This is a genomic window from Ornithinimicrobium sp. INDO-MA30-4 (assembly GCF_021535045.1).
GTDB lineage: Bacteria > Actinomycetota > Actinomycetes > Actinomycetales > Dermatophilaceae > Ornithinicoccus.
In genome coordinates this window covers 1,455,006-1,472,141 of sequence record NZ_CP091056.1, presented here as the reverse complement: position 1 = coordinate 1,472,141, position 17,136 = coordinate 1,455,006, and the positions used below count along the sequence as shown (strand labels likewise).

Sequence of the window (17,136 nt, the reverse complement as noted above, 5' to 3'; positions counted from 1 at the left end):
CTCACGAAAGAAGGACCCACGTGCTCGACGTCAACTTCTTCGACGAGTTGCGGATTGGCCTGGCCTCCGCGGATCACATCCGCAAGTGGAGCCACGGCGAAGTCAAAAGCCTGAAACCATTAACTACCGCACCCTGAAGCCTGAGAAGGACGGACTCTTCTGCGAGAAGATCTTCGGCCCGACCCGGGACTGGGAGTGCTACTGCGGCAAGTACAAGCGTGTCCGCTTCAAGGGCATCATCTGTGAGCGTTGTGGCGTTGAGGTCACTCGCGCAGCTGTGCGCCGTGAGCGGATGGGCCACATTGAGCTCGCCGCACCTGTGACCCACATCTGGTACTTCAAGGGTGTCCCGAGCCGCTTGGGCTACTTGCTCGACTTGGCTCCCAAGGACCTCGAGAAGGTCATCTACTTCGCTGCGTACATGATCACCAGCGTGGACGAAGACGCTCGTCACCAGGACCTGCCCTCCATGGAGGCACAGATCGAGGTTGAGCGTAAGGAGCTCGAAAACAAGCGCGACGCCGACGTCGACACGCGCGCCAAGAAGCTGGAAGGCGACTTGGCCACGTTGGAGTCCGAAGGCGCCAAGGCTGACGCCCGCCGCAAGGTGCGCGACGCTGCCGAGCGTGAAATGAACCAGATCCGTCGTCGTGCTGACCAGCAGGTCGAGCGCTTGGACCAGGTCTGGGACCGTTTCCGTAACCTCAAGGTCCAGGACCTCGAGGGCGACGAGATCCTCTATCGCGAAATGCGTGATCGTTTCGGCATGTACTTCGAAGGCGGTATGGGTGCAGCTGCGTTGCAGAAGCGCCTTCAGACCTTCGACTTGGACGCTGAGGCTGTTTCGCTGCGTGAGCTGATCGCTACCGGCAAGGGCCAGAAGAAGACCCGCGCCATCAAGCGTCTGCGCGTCGTGACCTCGTTCCTGCAGACCAGCAATGAGCCTGCCGGCATGGTGCTTGAGTGCGTCCCGGTTATCCCGCCGGACCTGCGCCCGATGGTTCAGTTGGACGGTGGCCGCTTTGCGACCTCCGACCTTAACGACCTGTACCGCCGCGTCATCAACCGCAACAACCGGTTGAAGCGACTGCTTGACCTCGGTGCTCCCGAGATCATCGTCAACAACGAAAAGCGCATGCTGCAAGAGGCAGTCGACTCGCTCTTTGACAACGGCCGTCGTGGCCGTGCGGTGACCGGTCCCGGTAACCGTCCGTTGAAGTCGCTGTCCGACATGCTGAAGGGTAAGCAGGGTCGTTTCCGTCAGAACCTGCTTGGTAAGCGCGTTGACTACTCTGGCCGTTCGGTCATCGTCGTCGGCCCGCAGTTGAAGCTGCACCAGTGTGGTCTGCCTAAGCAGATGGCCTTGGAGCTCTTCAAGCCTTTCGTGATGAAGCGTTTGGTCGACCTCGACCACGCCCAGAACATCAAGTCGGCTAAGCGCATGGTTGAGCGTGGACGCTCGGTTGTTTGGGATGTCCTCGAAGAGGTCATCACCGACCACCCGGTGTTGCTGAACCGTGCACCCACGCTGCACCGTCTGGGTATCCAGGCCTTCGAGCCGCAGTTGGTCGAAGGTAAGGCCATCCAGATTCACCCGTTGGTCTGCACCGCGTTCAACGCTGACTTCGATGGTGACCAGATGGCTGTGCACCTGCCGCTTTCGGCAGAGGCTCAGGCTGAGGCTCGGATCTTGATGCTCTCGAGCAACAACATCCTCAAGCCTGCTGACGGCCGTCCGGTGACGATGCCGACCCAGGACATGATCATGGGTCTGTACCACCTGACGCTTGAGTCGGCTGGTTCGACATTGACTGGCGACGATGGCAACGAGCACCTGCGTTCGTTCAGCTCGCCGGCCGAAGCACAGATGGCCTTCGACGCTGGCACCATCAAGGTGGGCACGCCGATCCGTCTGCGCATGTCTGAGACTGCAGTGCCTCCTGGCTACGTTGCACCTGAGGGTGTCAACGTCAGCGAAGATGGCATCGCCGACAGCTACGTGCTGGAGACGACGATGGGTCGCGCGCTGTTCAACGACGCGCTCCCGCAGGACTACGCCTACGTCAACGAGATCGTCGACAAGAAGCGTCTTTCGGAGATCGTCAACGACCTGGCTGAGCGCTACACCAAGGCTCAAGTTGCTGCATCGCTGGACGCACTGAAGGACACCGGTTTCTACTGGGCAACTCGCTCGGGCACGACCGTGGCCATCTCGGATGTTCTGCCCCCGGAGAACAAGCAGCAGATCCTCTCGGGTTACGAGACCAAGGCCGCCAAGGTCCAGGTCCAGTACGAGCGTGGTTTGATCACCGACAATGAGCGCCGTCAGGAGCTCATTGAGATCTGGACCCAGGCCGGTAACGAAGTTGCCGCCGAGTTGCAGGAGAACATGCCGAAGGACAACACCATCTACAAGATGGTGACCTCGGGTGCTCGTGGTAACTGGTTCCAGTTGCGTCAGATCGCCGGTATGCGTGGCTTGATGGCTAACCCCAAGGGTGAAATCATCCCGCGTCCGATTAAGTCAAACTTCCGCGAGGGCCTGTCGGTGTTGGAGTTCTTCATCTCCACTCACGGTGCTCGTAAGGGTCTGGCTGACACCGCTCTGCGTACGGCTGACTCGGGTTACTTGACTCGTCGTCTGGTCGACGTGTCGCAGGACGTCATCATTCGTGAAGACGACTGTGGCACTGAGCGTGGCTTTGTGATGCCGATTGGTGTTCGCGGTGAAGACGGCACGTTGCGTGAGCACGATGACGTCGAGACTGCGGTCTACGCCCGCACCATCGTGTCGGACATTGAGGTCAACGGTGAGGTGCTGGTTACCGCCGGCACCGATGCTGGTGACGTCGTGATCGACAAGCTGGTTGCTGCTGGAGTCGAAGAGATCAAGGTCCGTTCGGTCTTGACCTGTGAGTCCCTGGTTGGCACATGCGCCAAGTGCTACGGCCGCTCGTTGGCCACTGGCAAGTTGGTCGACATCGGTGAGGCTGTCGGTATTATCGCCGCCCAGTCCATTGGTGAGCCTGGCACTCAGTTGACGATGCGTACCTTCCACACCGGTGGTGTGGCAGGTGACGACATCACGCTGGGTCTGCCGCGTGTTGTTGAGCTCTTCGAAGCTCGCACCCCGAAGGCTGTAGCCCCGATCGCTGAAGCGACCGGTCGCGTGCAGGTTGAGGACACGGACAAGGCACGTCGCCTGTTGCTGGTGCCGGATGACGGCTCCGAGGAGCACGCATACCCGATCAGCAAGCGTTCTACGCTGTTGATTGAGGATGGTCAGCACGTTGAGGTTGGCACCCAGCTCATTAAGGGTGCGATTGACCCCAAGCAGGTGCTGCGTATCCTCGGGCCACGCAAGACTCAGCAGCACTTGGTTGATGAGGTTCAGCGCGTGTACCGCCAGCAGGGTGTGTCGATCCACGACAAGCACATCGAAGTCATCGTGCGTCAGATGCTGCGTCGCATCACGATCATCGAGGCTGGCAAGACTGACTTGCTGCCTGGTGAGCTTGCTGAGCGTGGCCGTTTTGAGACTGAGAACCGTCGCGTGGTGTCCGAGGGCGGCCAGCCTGCCTCCGGTCGTCCCGAGTTGATGGGTATCACCAAGGCATCGTTGGCGACCGAGTCCTGGCTGTCGGCTGCTTCGTTCCAGGAGACGACGCGTGTCCTGACCGAGGCCGCTATGCAAGGCAAGTCGGACCCGTTGTTGGGTCTGAAGGAGAACGTCATCCTCGGTAAGTTGATCCCTGCTGGGACCGGCCTGCCGCGCTACCGCAACCTCACGGTGGAGCCCACCGAAGAGGCCAAGGCAGCTGCCTACGCCGTGCCGGCCTACGAGGCCTACGACGAGTACGCACAGTTCGGTCCCGGATCCGGTGAGGCTGTCCGCTTGGACGACCTGGCCGTCGATGGTGACCGCTACTGAGTAGTGCCAGTTGTCTGACCTAGTCAGGCACTGACAAACGGGTGGGTATGTCGCAACGCAAGTTGCTGGCATACCCACCCGTTGTTGTTCTGCGGGGTCACAGGTTGGTATCGAAGACGCAGCATCTTCGCAGACTTTCGCTAGTTCGTGATAGTCGGACTGATTTGGACCTCAGCCAGCCAGGCAGTAGCATCGTCTCTCGTGTGTGGACTTCTGTCTGCCCATGGTTGGCCTCGAGAGGTCAACGCCCCCTTTCGCCGGGCAGTCCATCCAAGCCGAGTTGCTCACTTTGAGCGCCTTGTTTTGGCATGGGAAGTGCGGGGGAGAGGCTTGCTAGAGATCGCTCGGGAGAGCGGTGGATCGCAGGAAGATCAAGGAGTGCGGCCTAGCTCAACAGCCAGCCGCATAGACAACAGACAACTGAGAAGAGAATCAGTGCCTACCATTAACCAGTTGGTCCGTAAGGGCCGGCAGGACAAGGTCAAAAAAGTGACAGTCCTGCGCTGAAGTCCAACCCGCAGCGCCGTGGTGTTTGCACTCGCGTGTATACCACCACCCCGAAGAAGCCGAACTCCGCTCTGCGTAAGGTCGCCCGTGTGCGCCTCACCAGTGGCGTTGAGGTCACGGCTTACATCCCAGGCGTTGGTCACAACCTGCAGGAGCACTCGATCGTGCTCGTGCGTGGTGGCCGAGTCAAGGACCTTCCCGGTGTCCGCTACAAGATCATTCGTGGCTCGCTTGACACCCAGGGTGTCAAGGGCCGCAACCAGTCGCGTTCGCGCTACGGAGCAAAGAGGGTGAAGAAGTAATGCCACGAAGGGACCAGCACCCAAGCGTCCGCTGATCGCGGACCCGGTTTACGGCTCACCGCTCGTCACCCAGTTGATCAACAAGGTCCTGGTGGATGGCAAGAAGTCCGTCGCTGAGCGCATCGTCTACGGCGCTCTCGAAGGCTGCCGCGAAAAGACCGGTACCGACCCCGTCGCAACCTTGAAGCGTGGCCTGGACAACGTCCGTCCCGCCCTTGAGGTTAAGAGCCGCCGTGTTGGTGGCGCGACCTACCAGGTGCCGATCGACGTCAAGCCCAACCGCGCCACGACCCTGTCGCTGCGTTGGTTGGTTGGCTACTCGCGTCAGCGTCGGAGAAGACCATGACCGAGCGTCTGATGAACGAAATCCTCGACTCCAGCAATGGGCTGGGCGCCGCTGTGAAGCGTCGCGAGGACATGCACAAGATGGCCGACGCCAACAAGGCGTTCGCCCACTACCGCTGGTAATTCGCGAGCTGCGGCTCGTGGCCTTGATGGTCGCGAGCCGCGCCCCGAAGTACCGCACCCCGTATACGCACTGAGCAGAGAAGAGAGACAGTGGCACTCGACGTCCTCACGGACCTCACCAAGGTCCGCAACATCGGCATCATGGCTCACATCGATGCTGGCAAGACGACGACCACCGAGCGGATCCTGTTCTACACCGGGATCAACTACAAGATCGGCGAGACACACGATGGCGCCTCGACGATGGACTGGATGGAGCAGGAGCAAGAGCGCGGCATCACGATTACGTCCGCCGCGACGACTTGCTTCTGGAAAGACAGCCAGATCAACATCATCGACACCCCGGGCCACGTGGACTTCACCGTTGAGGTGGAGCGTTCCTTGCGTGTGCTCGATGGTGCAGTCGCAGTCTTCGACGGCAAGGAAGGCGTGGAGCCGCAGTCCGAGACTGTCTGGCGCCAGGCCGACAAGTACGACGTTCCCCGCATTTGCTTCGTCAACAAGATGGACAAGTTGGGCGCCGACTTCTACTTCACCGTCCAGACCATCAAGGACCGCTTGGGCGCGACCCCGCTCGTTCTCCAGTTGCCGATCGGCGCTGAGAACGACTTCATCGGTGTCGTTGACCTGATCAAGATGCGTGCCCTGACCTGGCGTGGCGAAGTTGCCATCGGCGAGGACTACACCGTCGAAGAGATCCCCGAGGACCTTCAGGCCAAGGCCGTGGAGTACCGCGAGACTCTGGTTGAGCAGGTCGCTGAGACCGACGACGCCATGATGGAAAAGTACCTGGGCGGCGACGAGATTTCCGAAGAAGAGCTGGTTGCTGGCATTCGCCGGATGACCGTCAACTCCGAGGCATACCCCGTCATGTGTGGTTCGGCGTTCAAGAACAAGGGCGTTCAGCCCATGCTGGACGCTGTCATCGCATACCTGCCTGGCCCGCTTGACGTGCCGCCAATGGTTGGTCACGACATCCACGACGAGGAAAAGGTCATCACGCGCCTTCCCTCGGCTGACGAGCCGTTCTCGGCTCTGGCGTTCAAGGTTGTCACCCACCCGTTCTTCGGTCGTCTGACCTACGTCCGGGTTTACTCCGGCCGTGTGGAGGCCGGCACCCAGGTGATGAACTCCACCAAGGGCTCCAAGGAGCGCATCGGCAAGTTGTTCCAGATGCACTCCAACAAGGAGAACCCGGTGGGCTTTGCCACCGCGGGTCACATCTACGCGATGATCGGCCTCAAGAATGTCACCACCGGTGACACCTTGTCGGACTCACAGAACCAGGTTCTGCTCGAGTCGATGACCTTCCCGGAGCCCGTCATTCACGTGGCGATCGAGCCCAAGACCAAGAGTGACCAGGAGAAGTTGGGTACGGCCATTCAGAAGTTGGCCGAAGAAGACCCGACCTTCACGGTCAACTTGGACGACGAGACCGGCCAGACCGTCATTGGCGGTATGGGCGAGCTCCACTTGGACATCTTGGTCGACCGTATGCGTCGCGAGTTCAAGGTTGAGGCCAATGTGGGTGCACCTCAGGTTGCCTACCGCGAGACCATCCGCAAGGTTGTCGACAAGTTCGACTTCACGCACAAGAAGCAGACTGGTGGATCTGGCCAGTTCGCAAAGGTGCAGTTGCGCTTCGAGCCCCTGGAGACGGGCGAAGGCGAGCTCTACGAGTTCTCCAACGCCGTGACCGGTGGTCGCGTGCCTAAGGAATACATCCCCAGCGTTGACCAGGGAATTCAGGACGCCATGCAGTACGGCATCCTGGCTGGTTACCCGTTGGTCGGTGTCAAGGCAACGCTGCTCGATGGTGCTTACCACGACGTGGACTCCTCGGAAATGGCATTCAAGATTGCCGGCTCCATGGCGTTCAAGGAAGCGGCTCGCAAGGCCGGCCCCGTCCTCCTCGAGCCAGTGATGGCCGTTGAGGTTCGTACTCCTGAGGAGTACATGGGCGATGTGATCGGTGACGTCAACAGCCGTCGCGGTCAGATCCAGTCGATGGAAGACATGAGCGGCGCCAAGGTTGTTAAGGCAACCGTGCCGTTGTCCGAAATGTTTGGGTATGTTGGCGACCTGCGTTCGCGCACTCAGGGTCGTGCCAACTACACGATGCAGTTCGATTCTTACGCCGAGGTTCCCAAGAACGTCGCGGAAGAGATCATCAAGAAGGTCCGTGGCGAGTGAGCATTTCGCTCATTGCGTCCTAACGGGCAACAATAGTTAAATCCAATCCACTCGTGTGATGTGCCAACAGGGCACACACCGATACGCAACAAGTCCTGAGGAGGACCCCAGTGGCGAAGGCTAAGTTCGAGCGGAGCAAGCCGCACGTCAACATCGGCACCATTGGTCACATTGACCACGGTAAGACGACGTTGACCGCTGCGATCTCCAAGGTGCTGCACGACAAGTACCCGGAACTCAACGAAGCGTCTGCGTTCGACATGATCGACAAGGCGCCCGAAGAGAAGCAGCGCGGTATCACGATCTCGATCGCTCACATTGAGTACCAGACCGAGAAGCGTCACTACGCGCACGTTGACTGCCCCGGTCACGCTGACTATGTCAAGAACATGATCACCGGTGCAGCGCAGATGGACGGCGCAATCTTGGTTGTGGCCGCAACTGACGGTCCGATGCCTCAGACGAAGGAGCACGTCCTGCTCGCTCGTCAGGTCGGCGTTCCCTACATCGTTGTTGCCTTGAACAAGGCCGACATGGTGGACGACGAAGAGATCATGGAGCTCGTCGAGCTCGAGGTCCGTGAACTGCTCTCCGAGTATGAGTTCCCCGGCGACGACCTTCCGGTTGTCCAGGTCTCGGCTTTGAAGGCACTCGAAGGCGACAAGGAGTGGGGCGACAAGTTGCTCGGCCTGCTCGATGCTGTCGACGAGTACATCCCCGAGCCCGAGCGCGACACCGACAAGCCGTTCCTGATGCCCGTTGAGGACGTCTTCACGATCACCGGTCGTGGCACCGTCGTTACCGGTCGTATCGAGCGCGGTATCTTGAAGGTCAACGAAGAGGTCGAAATCGTGGGTATCCACGAAGGACCCCGAAGAAGACCACCGCTACCGGTATCGAAATGTTCCGCAAGCTCCTCGATGAGGGTCGCGCTGGCGAGAACGTTGGTCTGTTGGTTCGCGGTATCAAGCGTGAAGATGTCGAGCGCGGTCAGGTCATCGTCAAGCCCGGCACCATCACCCCGCACACCCAGTTCGAGGGCAACGTCTACATCCTGAGCAAGGATGAGGGTGGCCGTCACACGCCGTTCTACGACAACTACCGTCCCCAGTTCTACTTCCGTACCACGGACGTGACCGGTGTCGTTAGCCTGCCCGAGGGCACCGAGATGGTTATGCCCGGTGACAACACCGGTATGACCGTTGAGCTCATCCAGCCCATCGCCATGGAAGAGGGCCTCCGTTTCGCTATTCGCGAAGGTGGCCGCACCGTGGGTGCTGGTCGAGTGACCAAGATCATCAAGTGATCTGAGGCTGGGCTAGCCCAGTTGTGCTTGAGAGGCCCCGCTTTCCCTGATGGGAAGGCGGGGCTTCTTGCATGCGCGGGTATGCGAGGGGGGCCGCCCATAAATCGAGCACAGTGATGCAGGTCTCCGGTTCTCGATTTGGGTGAGATAGGCAGACGTGGCACTATGGACAAGTTGCTTGTTGCGCGGTGCTGACCCATGTCTGCCCCGCCGGCCACGTGCACGACCCGCAGACTGCGGTCGACGCTTGTTCGACCATCTGCGAAACGGTCGGGCTGTGGCAGCACAAGCCCCGGCCAGACCGGGCTGCGGACCACACGGATGATCTTTTCGATTGTTCGTGACCGGAGAGAGGGCGACACGCCCGACCTCGGGGGTCGGAGCCCACTAGCCGGCCAGAACTGTAAGCGGTACGACGAGAGAGAGTCAGACACGCGATGGCGGGACAAAAATCCGCATCCGGCTTAAGTCTTATGACCACGAGGTCATCGACAGCTCGGCGCGCAAGATCGTCGACACGGTGACCCGTGCCGGTGCGACCGTAGTGGGCCCGGTGCCGTTGCCGACCGAAAAGAACGTGTATTGCGTTATCCGGTCGCCACACAAATACAAGGACAGCCGCGAGCACTTCGAGATGCGGACGCACAAGCGTCTCATCGACATTGTTGACCCCACCCCCAAGGCGGTTGACTCGTTGATGCGTCTGGATTTGCCGGCTGACGTCAACATCGAGATCAAGCTGTAAGGAGGTTGACAAATATGACGACTACCTCTGATCGCAAGCTCGCCGGTGTGTTGGGCGAGAAGCTTGGTATGACCCAGGTGTGGGACGCCAACAACCGCCTCGTGCCTGTCACGGTGGTCAAGGCTGGCCCCTGCGTTGTGACGCAGGTGCGCGACGCCGAGGCAGATGGCTACAACGCTGTTCAGATCGCATTCGGTGCGATTGACCCGCGCAAGGTCAACAAGCCAATGAAGGGCCACTTCGAGAAGGCAGGCGTTACGCCTCGCCGTCACCTGGTGGAACTGCGTACCTCCGACGCGGCTGAGTACAGCCTCGGCCAGGAGATCACGGCCACGACCTTCACCGACGGCCAGACCGTCGACATCACTGGCACCACCAAGGGCAAGGGCTTTGCCGGCGTTATGAAGCGCCACGGTTTCCACGGTGTTAGCGCCTCGCACGGTGCGCACAAGAACCACCGCAAGCCAGGCTCCATTGGTGGCTGTGCCACTCCGGGTCGCGTTTTCCGCGGCACGAAGATGGCTGGCCGCATGGGTGGCGTTCGCCAGACCACTGCCAACCTGATCGTCCACGCTGTGGACGCGGAAAAGGGCTTACTGCTCATCAAGGGCGCCGTTCCTGGCCCTCGTGGCAGCGTTGTTCTGGTCCGCACGGCCGCAAAGGGGGCCTGAAACTATGACGACCATTGTTGTTAACAAGCCTGCCGGTGGCGAGGCTGGCACAATGGAATTGCCCGCGAACTTGTTCGACGTGCAGACCAACGTGCCGCTGATCCACCAGGTTGTTGTCGCTCAGTTGGCCGCCGCTCGTGCGGGCACTGCTTCGACGAAGACCCGTGGCGAAGTCCGCGGTGGTGGCCGCAAGCCATACCGTCAGAAGGGCACCGGCCGGGCTCGTCAGGGCTCGACGCGTGCACCTCAGTTCGCTGGTGGTGGCACTGTCCACGGCCCGCAGCCGCGTAGCTACTCGCAACGCACCCCCAAGAAGATGAAGGCTGCCGCATTGCGCGGTGCCCTGTCGGACCGTGCACGTCACGGCCGCATCCACTGCTTGGCTGCTGTTGTTGAGAGCGATGCGCCTTCGACCAAGGCCGCGCTGAACGCTCTGTCGGTTCTTTCGACCCGCCCGAACCTGCTCGTGGTCATTGACCGCAGCGACCAGGTCGGCATCAAGAGCCTGCGCAACCTGGCTGATGTTCACGTTTTGTTCGCCGACCAGCTCAACACGTATGACGTGCTGTGCGCCGACGACGTCGTGTTCACCCAGGCTGCACTGTCCGCCTTCATTGATGGCGCCAACGGCGCTGCTGGAGAGGAGACCAAGTGAGCACGGTCAACAAGGACCCGCGCGACGTCGTTTTGTCGCCGGTCGTTTCTGAGAAGTCCTACGCACTGTTGGACATGGGCAAGTACACCTTCTTGGTGGACCCCGTTCCAACAAGTCCGAGATCAAGAGGGCCGTTGAGTCGATCTTCGGTGTGAAGGTCGACTCGGTGCACACGCTGAACCGTCAAGGTAAGACGCGTCGCACCCGCTTCGGGATGGGCAAGCGCAAGGACACCAAGCGTGCCATCGTGACGCTTAAGGAAGGCACCATCGACGTCTTCGGCACGCTGTAAAGCCTGCTGAGTCGATAAGAGATCCGAGGACTGCAAAAACTATGGCTATCCGTAAGTACAAGCCGACAACCCCGGGCCGTCGTGGCTCGAGTGTGGCCGACTTCGTTGAGGTGACTCGCTCCACTCCGGAGAAGTCACTGGTTCGCCCGCTGCATAAGACCGGTGGACGTAACTCCTCCGGCCGCATCACGACTCGTCACATTGGTGGCGGTCACAAGCGTGCCTACCGCGTCATTGACTTCCGCCGCGCGGACAAGGACGGCGTCAACGCCAAGGTCGCACACATCGAATACGACCCCAACCGCACTGCGCGCATCGCGCTGTTGCACTACACGGACGGTGAAAAGCGCTACATCATTGCGCCAAACCGTCTTGTCCAGGGCGACGTCGTTGAAAACGGCCCGTCCGCAGACATCAAGCCGGGTAACAACTTGCCTTTGCGCAACATCCCGGTCGGTACTGTCATCCACGCCGTCGAGCTTCGCCCCGGTGGCGGAGCCAAGATCGCTCGCTCCGCTGGTGTGCGCGTTCAGTTGGTGGCCAAGGAAGGCAAGCTTGCCCAGTTGCGTATGCCCTCGGGCGAAATCCGCAACGTTGACGCTCGTTGCCGCGCCTCCATTGGTGAGGTCGGTAACGCCGAGCAGAGCAACATCAACTGGGGTAAGGCCGGCCGTAACCGCTGGAAGGGCAAGCGCCCCTCCGTCCGCGGTGTCGTGATGAACCCGGTTGACCACCCGCACGGTGGTGGTGAGGGTAAGACCTCCGGTGGACGTCACCCAGTCAGCCCATGGGGCCAGGCTGAGGGTCGTACCCGTCACCAGAACAAGTCGAGCGACAAGATGATCGTGCGACGTCGTCGTAGCGGCAAGAAGCGCTGAGTAGGGAGCTGACAAAGACATGCCTCGCAGTCTGAAGAAGGGCCCCTTCGTCGACGATCACCTCGTCAAGAAGGTCGATGCCCAAAACGAAGCCGGGACCAAGAACGTCATCAAGACGTGGTCCCGCCGGTCCATGATCACCCCCGACATGCTGAGCCACACGCTGGCCGTGCATGACGGTCGCAAGCACGTCCCGGTCTTCGTGACCGAGTCGATGGTTGGCCACAAGCTGGGTGAGTTCGCGCCTACACGTACCTTCAAGGGCCACGTGAAGGACGACAAGAAGGGCCGTCGCCGATGACCACCAGTGAAATCGAAGGAACAACGATGGACGCCAAGGCGCAGGTGCGGCACATCCGCATTACGCCCATGAAGGCTCGCCGTGTCGTTGACCTGGTTCGTGGAAAGCGTGCAGTTGACGCTATCGCCATTCTGCAGTTCGCGCCGCAGTCTGCTAGCGAAGCCGTCTTGAAGGTGCTGAAGAGCGCCATCGCAAACGCTCGCTACCGCGCCGACCAGGAAAACTCGGCATTTGACGAGAACAACCTGGTGATTTCCGCTGCTTGGGTCGACGAAGGTCCGACCATGAAGCGGTTCCGCCCGCGTGCACAGGGTCGCGCAAGCCAGATCCTGAAGCGCACGAGCCACATCACCGTCGTGGTCAGCGAAGCCACGCAGAACGCCAAGGAGGTGTCCGCTAATGGGACAGAAGATCAACCCGAACGGTTACCGCCTCGGCATCACAACCGATCACCGCAGCCGCTGGTTCGCGGACTCGACTAAGCAGGGTCAGCGTTACCGCGACTTTGTGAAGGAAGATGTCGCCATCCGTAAGTTGATGGCAACCGGCATGGACCGCGCTGGCATCTCGAAGGTTGAGATCGAGCGCACCCGTGACCGTGTCCGCGTAGACATTCACACCGCACGCCCGGGTATCGTCATCGGTCGCCGCGGCGCCGAAGCCGACCGCATCCGTGGCGAGTTGGAGAAGCTCACCGGCAAGCAGGTTCAGCTGAACATCCTCGAGGTCAAGAACCCCGAGACTGACTCTCAGTTGGTGGCCCAGGGTATTGCCGAGCAGTTGGCAGCCCGTGTCACTTTCCGTCGCGCCATGCGCAAGGGCATTCAGTCCGCGCTGCGCGGTGGCGCCAAGGAATCCGGATCCAGTGTTCGGGTCGTCTTGGTGGCGCTGAAATGTCTCGCTCGGAGTTCTACCGCGAAGGCCGTGTGCCGCTGCACACTCTGCGCGCGAACATCGACTACGGCTTCTACGAAGCCCGCACCACCTTCGGCCGCATTGGTGTGAAGGTTTGGATCTACAAGGGTGACCTGACGGCCAAGGAATTGGCCCGCGAAGAGGCTTCCGCAGCCCCGTCGCGTCCGGCCCGCGGTGGACGTCGCGATGGTGGCGACCGCCCCGGTGGCCGTGGAGGTCGTCGCCCGGAGCGTCGCGAGCGCGGCAACGACTCGGCAGCACCTGCTGCTACCGAGGCGCCTGCCGAAACCGCTGCAGCTCCGGCTAGCAGTGAGGGAGACAAGTCCTAATGTTGATTCCCCGTCGAGTCAAGCACCGTAAGCAGCACCCCCCAAGCGTGGTGGCATGGCTAAGGGCGGCACCGAGATTGCCTTTGGTGACTACGGCATTCAGGCGCTTACCCCCGCCTACGTGACGAACCGTCAGATCGAGTCCGCTCGTATCGCCATGACGCGTTACATCAAGCGTGGCGGAAAGGTGTGGATTAACATCTACCCCGACCGTCCGCTGACGAAGAAGCCGGCTGAGACCCGCATGGGTTCCGGTAAGGGCTCGCCCGAGTGGTGGGTCGCCAATGTTAAGCCTGGCCGTGTGATGTTCGAACTCTCCGGTGTTTCCGAAGAGGTGGCCCGCGAGGCCATGCGTCTGGCCATGCACAAGTTGCCGATGAAGTGCCGCTTCATCGCGCGTGAAGGTGGTGACAACTGATGGCAGTTGGATCGTCCAACCTGACCACCGAGCAGTTGCAGGGCCTGGAAGACCAGCCCCTCGCAGACGCGCTCGTTGAGGCCAAGAAGGAACTCTTCAACCTGCGCTTCCAGTCCGCCACCGGGCAGCTGGAAAGCCATGGCCGACTGCGTGCAGTCCGCAAGGACATTGCTCGCATCTACACCGAAATGCGTGAGCGTGAGCTCGGCATTGGTCGCGCTGTGACCGCAGACGAGACTGACAAGACTGAGAAGGTGGGTTGATATGACCGAAACGCCAGATGTGACCCCCGCCGACGTCCTGGACCCGGACCGTCACTACCGCAAGACCCGTCAGGGCTACGTGGTTAGTGACAAGATGGACAAGACCGTCGTTGTCTCGGTCGAAGACCGCGTCAAGCACGCGCTGTATGGCAAGGTGCTTCGTCGCAGCAGCAAGGTGAAGGCCCACGATGAGAACAATGACGCCGGTGTCGGCGACTTGGTCCTCATCATGGAGACCCGTCCGATGTCGGCCACCAAGCGCTTTCGCGTGGTGTCCGTTATCGAGCGTGCTAAGTAATTCACAGCATTCTTAACGCTATCCATCCACAACGTTCGGCAAGGCTCAACCGAACTATCGGTCAGAGAACCGGCTCGACGACAGGAGTTAGACAGTGATCCAGCAGGAGTCGCGACTACGTGTTGCGGACAACACCGGGGCGAAGGAGATCTTGTGCATTCGTGTACTCGGTGGCTCCGGACGCCGGTACGCGGGAATTGGTGACACGATCGTTGCCACGGTCAAGGACGCTATTCCCGGCGGAAACGTCAAGAAGGGTGACGTCGTCAAGGCAGTCATCGTTCGGACCAAGAAAGAGCGTCGTCGGGTAGACGGCAGCTACATCAAGTTCGACGAGAACGCAGCGGTCCTCCTCAAGAACGAGGGCGACCCCCGCGGTACGCGCATCTTCGGACCAGTCGGTCGTGAACTGCGTGACAAGCGCTTCATGCGCATCGTCTCGTTGGCACCGGAGGTGATCTGATCATGGCGAAGATGAAGATCAAGAAGAACGACCTGGTCCAGGTCATCGCCGGACGTCGTCAGTCCAAGGGCGGCGACCGTGGCAAGCAGGGCCGTGTGATTGAAGTTTTCCCCGAGACCAACCGTGTCTTGGTTGAAGGCATCAACCGCATCACCAAGCACACCAAGGCTGGCGGCGCCGAGCGCGGCGTCAACACCGGCGGCAAGCTGGTCACCGAGGCCCCCGTTCACGTGAGCAACGTGGCCGTGGTGGACCCCGAGACCAACAAGCCGACCCGCGTGTCGACGCGCGTTGACTCGGTCGAGCGCAATGGCCGTACCAAGACGCAGCGCACTCGTGTTTCCGTGCGCTCGGGTAAGGACCTGTGATGACGACGACTGACAACGAAAAGACGATGCCGCGTCTGAAGCAGCGCTACAACGACGAGATCGTTACCGCGCTGACTGAAGAATTCAGCTTCGCGAACCGCATGCAGGTTCCCGGAGTCGTCAAGGTCACCGTGAACATGGGTGTCGGCGAAGCAGCTCGCGACAGCAAGCTGATCGAAGGCGCCATTCGCGACCTGGCCACGATCACCGGTCAGAAGCCGGCCGTGACTAAGGCTCGCAAGTCGATTGCTCAGTTCAAGCTGCGTGAGGGTATGCCGATTGGCGCCCACACCACGTTGCGTGGCGACCGTATGTGGGAGTTCCTGGACCGTCTGTTGTCCTTGGCTCTGCCGCGTATCCGTGACTTCCGGGGCCTGTCCCCGAAGCAGTTCGACGGTCGTGGCAACTACACCTTCGGTCTCAACGAACAGTCCATGTTCCACGAGATCGACCAGGACCGGATTGACCGTGTCCGCGGAATGGACATCACGGTGGTCACCACTGCCACCAACGACGATGAGGGTCGCGCGCTGTTGCGTCAGCTGGGCTTCCCGTTCAAGGAGAACTGACGTGGCGAAGACTGCACTCGTTAACAAGGCCAACAAGAAGCCGAAGTTCAAGGTTCGTGGCTACACGCGCTGCCAGCGCTGTGGTCGCCCCCACTCGGTCTACAAGAAGTTCGGCCTGTGCCGTATTTGCTTGCGGGAAATGGCTCACGCCGGCCAGCTGCCGGGCGTGACCAAGTCCAGCTGGTAATCGCACAGCAATACCGCACATACCAACTTTCCACACGACATCGCAGGTCGGACCACGCCGCTCGCGGCAGTGGACTGAAACCACGATGAGGAAGGGCCTGAAGCCCCATGACCATGACTGATCCCATTGCGGACATGTTGACTCGCATCCGGAACGCCAACTCGGCGCACAAGGATGAGGTCAGCATGCCGTTCTCGAAGTTGAAGTCCCACATTGCGGAGATCCTGCTTGAGCAGGGTTACATCGCCAGCTGGTCCGTTGAGGACGCTGAAGTGGGTAGCACGTTGAAGCTTGACCTGAAGTACGGCCCGAACCGTGAGCGTGCAATCGCTGGCGTTCGCCGTATCTCGAAGCCCGGTTTGCGTGTGTATGCCAAGTCCACCAACCTGCCCCGCGTTTTGGGCGGCTTGGGCGTGGCGGTCCTGTCCACCTCCTCCGGCTTGTTGACCGACAAGCAGGCAGCCGAGAAGGGCGTAGGTGGGGAAGTCCTCGCCTACGTCTGGTAACGAAGGGAGTGACCAGATATGTCACGTATTGGACGACTTCCCATCACCGTTCCTAACGGTGTCGACGTCACCCTCGACGGCCAAAACGTTGCCGTGAAGGGCCCCAAGGGCGAGCTTTCGATCGTTGTTTCGAGCCCATCCGCGTGGAGCGCGACGACGATGGTGTCCTCACCGTCACCCGTCCGAACGACGAGCGCGACTCGCGTTCGTTGCACGGTCTCTCGCGCAGCCTGATCGCCAACATGATCGAGGGCGTTACCAACGGTTACACCAAGAAGTTGGAAATCCACGGAACCGGTTACCGCGTTCTGGCTAAGGGTTCTGACCTTGAGTTTGCGTTGGGCTACTCGCACCCGGTGCCGGTGAAGGCACCTGAGGGCATCACGTTCGCTGTCGAGGGTCCGACGCGGTTCTCCGTGTCTGGCATCGACAAGCAGCAAGTCGGCGAGGTGGCTGCCAACATCCGCAAGTTGCGCCGTCCCGACCCGTACAAGGGCAAGGGTGTGCGCTACGAAAACGAGCGCATCCGCCGCAAGGTCGGAAAGGCTGGTAAGTAAGCCATGGCAATGAT

At 60.6% G+C, this 17,136-nt stretch carries 14 protein-coding genes and 8 pseudogenes; all 22 read left to right on the top strand.

Annotated features, from left to right (window positions below; all coding sequences use genetic code 11):
* Positions 1-20: 20 nt before the first annotated feature.
* The 22 genes and pseudogenes from L0A91_RS08490 to rplF all read left to right on the top strand — a co-directional run bounded on the left by L0A91_RS08490 (position 21) and on the right by rplF (position 17,122).
* A pseudogene (locus L0A91_RS08490) lies at positions 21-3,931 on the top strand (DNA-directed RNA polymerase subunit beta').
* A 435-nt stretch (positions 3,932-4,366) separates the two neighbouring features.
* Positions 4,367-4,740, top strand: a pseudogene (gene rpsL, locus L0A91_RS08485) (30S ribosomal protein S12).
* A gap of 31 nt (positions 4,741-4,771) precedes the next feature.
* Positions 4,772-5,208 (top strand): annotated as a pseudogene (gene rpsG / locus L0A91_RS08480) (30S ribosomal protein S7).
* 90 nt (positions 5,209-5,298) lie between these two features.
* Positions 5,299-7,401: an elongation factor G gene (gene fusA, locus L0A91_RS08475; RefSeq protein WP_235243878.1), complete on the top strand. Its 2,103-nt coding sequence runs from the start codon at positions 5,299-5,301 to the stop codon at positions 7,399-7,401.
* A gap of 110 nt (positions 7,402-7,511) precedes the next feature.
* A pseudogene (gene tuf / locus L0A91_RS08470) lies at positions 7,512-8,707 on the top strand (elongation factor Tu).
* A gap of 451 nt (positions 8,708-9,158) precedes the next feature.
* Complete coding sequence (gene rpsJ / locus L0A91_RS08465; RefSeq protein ID WP_235246575.1) at positions 9,159-9,452, top strand: 30S ribosomal protein S10; 294 nt, start codon at positions 9,159-9,161, stop codon at positions 9,450-9,452.
* Positions 9,453-9,466: 14 nt separating this feature from the next.
* The gene (rplC, locus tag L0A91_RS08460) at positions 9,467-10,123 is read left to right on the top strand and encodes a 50S ribosomal protein L3 (protein ID WP_235243872.1); all 657 of its coding nucleotides are present in this window, start codon (positions 9,467-9,469) and stop codon (positions 10,121-10,123) included.
* Between the two features lie 4 nt (positions 10,124-10,127).
* Positions 10,128-10,778 carry a 50S ribosomal protein L4 gene (rplD, locus tag L0A91_RS08455; RefSeq protein ID WP_235243870.1) on the top strand — a complete coding sequence of 217 codons (651 nt, stop codon included), beginning with the start codon at positions 10,128-10,130 and terminating at the stop codon, positions 10,776-10,778.
* Positions 10,775-11,070: pseudogene (gene rplW / locus L0A91_RS08450) on the top strand (50S ribosomal protein L23). Before rplD ends, rplW begins: the two are co-directional and overlap by 4 nt.
* 41 nt (positions 11,071-11,111) lie before the next feature.
* Entirely contained in the window at positions 11,112-11,948 is an 837-nt protein-coding gene (rplB, locus tag L0A91_RS08445) for a 50S ribosomal protein L2 (protein ID WP_235243868.1), read from the top strand.
* A gap of 19 nt (positions 11,949-11,967) precedes the next feature.
* Complete coding sequence (rpsS, locus tag L0A91_RS08440) at positions 11,968-12,249, top strand: 30S ribosomal protein S19 (protein WP_220121641.1); 282 nt, start codon at positions 11,968-11,970, stop codon at positions 12,247-12,249.
* 26 nt (positions 12,250-12,275) lie between these two features.
* On the top strand, positions 12,276-12,731 hold the full coding sequence (rplV, locus tag L0A91_RS08435; protein WP_397333869.1) for a 50S ribosomal protein L22: 456 nt from the start codon (positions 12,276-12,278) through the stop codon (positions 12,729-12,731).
* Positions 12,649-13,493: pseudogene (gene rpsC, locus L0A91_RS08430) on the top strand (30S ribosomal protein S3). The gene rplV and the pseudogene rpsC overlap by 83 nt, the downstream one beginning before the upstream one ends.
* Positions 13,493-13,911 (top strand): annotated as a pseudogene (rplP, locus tag L0A91_RS08425) (50S ribosomal protein L16). The pseudogenes rpsC and rplP overlap by 1 nt, the downstream one beginning before the upstream one ends.
* Entirely contained in the window at positions 13,911-14,174 is a 264-nt protein-coding gene (gene rpmC, locus L0A91_RS08420; RefSeq protein WP_235243866.1) for a 50S ribosomal protein L29, read from the top strand. Before rplP ends, rpmC begins: the two are co-directional and overlap by 1 nt.
* Position 14,175: 1 nt before the next feature.
* Entirely contained in the window at positions 14,176-14,472 is a 297-nt protein-coding gene (gene rpsQ, locus L0A91_RS08415) for a 30S ribosomal protein S17 (RefSeq protein ID WP_220121637.1), read from the top strand.
* Positions 14,473-14,566: 94 nt separating this feature from the next.
* Positions 14,567-14,935, top strand: a complete 369-nt coding sequence (gene rplN, locus L0A91_RS08410; RefSeq protein WP_220121636.1) for a 50S ribosomal protein L14 — start codon at positions 14,567-14,569, stop codon at positions 14,933-14,935.
* Positions 14,936-14,937: 2 nt separating this feature from the next.
* The gene (rplX, locus tag L0A91_RS08405; protein ID WP_235243864.1) at positions 14,938-15,303 is read left to right on the top strand and encodes a 50S ribosomal protein L24; all 366 of its coding nucleotides are present in this window, start codon (positions 14,938-14,940) and stop codon (positions 15,301-15,303) included.
* Positions 15,303-15,872: a 50S ribosomal protein L5 gene (gene rplE, locus L0A91_RS08400; protein ID WP_235243862.1), complete on the top strand. Its 570-nt coding sequence runs from the start codon at positions 15,303-15,305 to the stop codon at positions 15,870-15,872. The genes rplX and rplE overlap by 1 nt, the downstream gene beginning before the upstream one ends.
* A gap of 1 nt (position 15,873) precedes the next feature.
* On the top strand, positions 15,874-16,059 hold the full coding sequence (locus tag L0A91_RS08395) for a type Z 30S ribosomal protein S14 (RefSeq protein WP_220121634.1): 186 nt from the start codon (positions 15,874-15,876) through the stop codon (positions 16,057-16,059).
* Between the two features lie 107 nt (positions 16,060-16,166).
* On the top strand, positions 16,167-16,565 hold the full coding sequence (rpsH, locus tag L0A91_RS08390) for a 30S ribosomal protein S8 (RefSeq protein ID WP_220121633.1): 399 nt from the start codon (positions 16,167-16,169) through the stop codon (positions 16,563-16,565).
* A gap of 18 nt (positions 16,566-16,583) precedes the next feature.
* A pseudogene (gene rplF / locus L0A91_RS08385) lies at positions 16,584-17,122 on the top strand (50S ribosomal protein L6).
* Positions 17,123-17,136 lie beyond the last annotated feature (14 nt).

Coding starts and splice junctions, on each gene's coding strand:
- rplC (WP_235243872.1), top strand. CDS start 9,467: ATGACGACTACCTCTGATCGCAAGCTCGCCGGTGTGTTGGGCGAGAAG.
- rplD (WP_235243870.1), top strand. CDS start 10,128: ATGACGACCATTGTTGTTAACAAGCCTGCCGGTGGCGAGGCTGGCACA.
- rplB (WP_235243868.1), top strand. CDS start 11,112: ATGGCTATCCGTAAGTACAAGCCGACAACCCCGGGCCGTCGTGGCTCG.
- rpsS (WP_220121641.1), top strand. CDS start 11,968: ATGCCTCGCAGTCTGAAGAAGGGCCCCTTCGTCGACGATCACCTCGTC.
- rplV (WP_397333869.1), top strand. CDS start 12,276: ATGGACGCCAAGGCGCAGGTGCGGCACATCCGCATTACGCCCATGAAG.
- rpmC (WP_235243866.1), top strand. CDS start 13,911: ATGGCAGTTGGATCGTCCAACCTGACCACCGAGCAGTTGCAGGGCCTG.
- rpsQ (WP_220121637.1), top strand. CDS start 14,176: ATGACCGAAACGCCAGATGTGACCCCCGCCGACGTCCTGGACCCGGAC.
- rplX (WP_235243864.1), top strand. CDS start 14,938: ATGGCGAAGATGAAGATCAAGAAGAACGACCTGGTCCAGGTCATCGCC.
- rplE (WP_235243862.1), top strand. CDS start 15,303: ATGACGACGACTGACAACGAAAAGACGATGCCGCGTCTGAAGCAGCGC.
- rpsH (WP_220121633.1), top strand. CDS start 16,167: ATGACCATGACTGATCCCATTGCGGACATGTTGACTCGCATCCGGAAC.